This is a genomic window from Comamonas avium, from assembly GCF_014836675.1.
Lineage (GTDB): Bacteria > Pseudomonadota > Gammaproteobacteria > Burkholderiales > Burkholderiaceae_C > Comamonas > Comamonas avium.
In genome coordinates, this window is the sequence record NZ_JACSQK010000016.1 from 1 (window position 1) to 1610 (window position 1610).

1 protein-coding gene is annotated in these 1610 nt (G+C 52.4%); it reads left to right on the plus strand.

The genetic code is table 11. The features are described 5' to 3' along the window. The first annotated feature begins 40 nt into the window (after positions 1 to 40). Positions 41 to 1579, plus strand: coding sequence for an IS3 family transposase (locus H9646_RS18290; protein ID WP_191724829.1), 1539 nt, complete (start codon positions 41 to 43; stop codon positions 1577 to 1579). Positions 1580 to 1610: the final 31 nt, after the last annotated feature.

Consider the following 1610-nt stretch of genomic DNA (forward strand, 5'->3'; position numbering starts at 1 on the left):
GGGGATGCGGACAAAAACTTGGACTACCAGGAGGTAGTTCATGTACTCATACGAAGACAGGATTCGTGCAGTTGAGCTTTACATCAAGCTTGGCTTGCGTGTCAGAGCCACGATTCGCCAGTTGGGATACCCAACCAAGAATGCATTGAAAGGCTGGTATCAGCACTACCTGAAGCATCAGGATTTGCCAGCGAGCCAAGCGCCAAGGGCACCAAAGTATTCGCTGCAGCAAAGACAGGTTGCGGTTGCTCATTACCTCGCCCACGATCGCTGTATTGCTGCCACGATGAGGGCTTTGGGTTACCCGGGTCGAGGAACGTTAACTGCGTGGGTTCGGCAAGACTGCCCCGAGATCAGCAAATCGATGGTAGGCAGGTCTTGGCCAGCTACATATCCGGATGCTTTGATGTGTGAGGGCGTGGTGCAACTGTGTTCCCGCCAATCAAGTGCACAGGAGATTGCGGACAAGCTAGGGGTATGCCGGGGAACCTTGTACAACTGGAAAAATCAGTTGCTTGGCCCTTGTGCCCCCACCTCGATGAAACACAGTCCAAAGCGATCGCCTGTGTTGGATGCAGCAGCGCTCAGGCGCCAAGTTGAATCATTGCGCCAGGATGTTCGGCGGCTGAAGATAGAGCGTGAGCTTCTCAAGCAGGCCCATGAAATCTTAAAGAATGGGTCCGACATTGACCTGCATAGGCTGGCAAACAAAGATAAGGCTGTGCTGGTTGAAGCGTTGCACGGGCAGTATGAATTGCCAGAACTGCTTTCTCTTGTTGGCCTTGCTAGAAGCTCGTATTTTTACCATCGTGCCCGGCTGAAGCTGGCTGACAAATACTTGGATGTACGCCGAAGCATCACAGATATCTTCGACAACAACTACCGCTGCTATGGATATCGCAGGGTGCAGGCATGCCTGCTCAAGGAGTGCAGGGGCATCTCAGAGAAGGTGGTTCGTCGGCTGATGAAGCAGGAGGGGTTGATCGTGGCCAAGCCCAAACGCCGCAGATATAACTCATACCTTGGAGAGATAGGTGCTGCCCCGCAAAACCTCATCAATCGAGACTTCCATGCCGCTGCGCCCAATGAGAAGTGGCTCACCGACATTACTGAATTCCAGATTCCTGCTGGCAAGGTTTACCTGTCGCCAGTCATTGATTGCTTTGACGGGCTGGTGGTGAGCTGGTCGATTGGGACTCATCCCAACGCAAATCTCGTCAACACAATGCTGGATGCGGCCATTGATGCTGTTCAAGGCAGCGAGAGCCGCCCTGTGATTCATTCTGATCGTGGAGCTCACTACCGCTGGCCAGGCTGGCTCTCGAGGATCCATGATGCAAAGTTGGTTCGTTCAATGTCCCGCAAAGGGTGCTCGCCAGACAACGCTGCGTGCGAAGGCTTCTTTGGAAGGCTGAAAATAGAGCTGTTCTATCCCGGCAACTGGCAATCAACGACGATTGAGCAGTTCATTGAAGCTGTCGATACTTACATTCGTTGGTACAACGAAAAACGTATCAAGGTATCTCTGGGACGTTTAAGTCCTGTGGAATACCGACAAGAACTTGGTCTAGCCGCATAAAAACCAGTCCAAGTTTTTATCCGCATCCCCA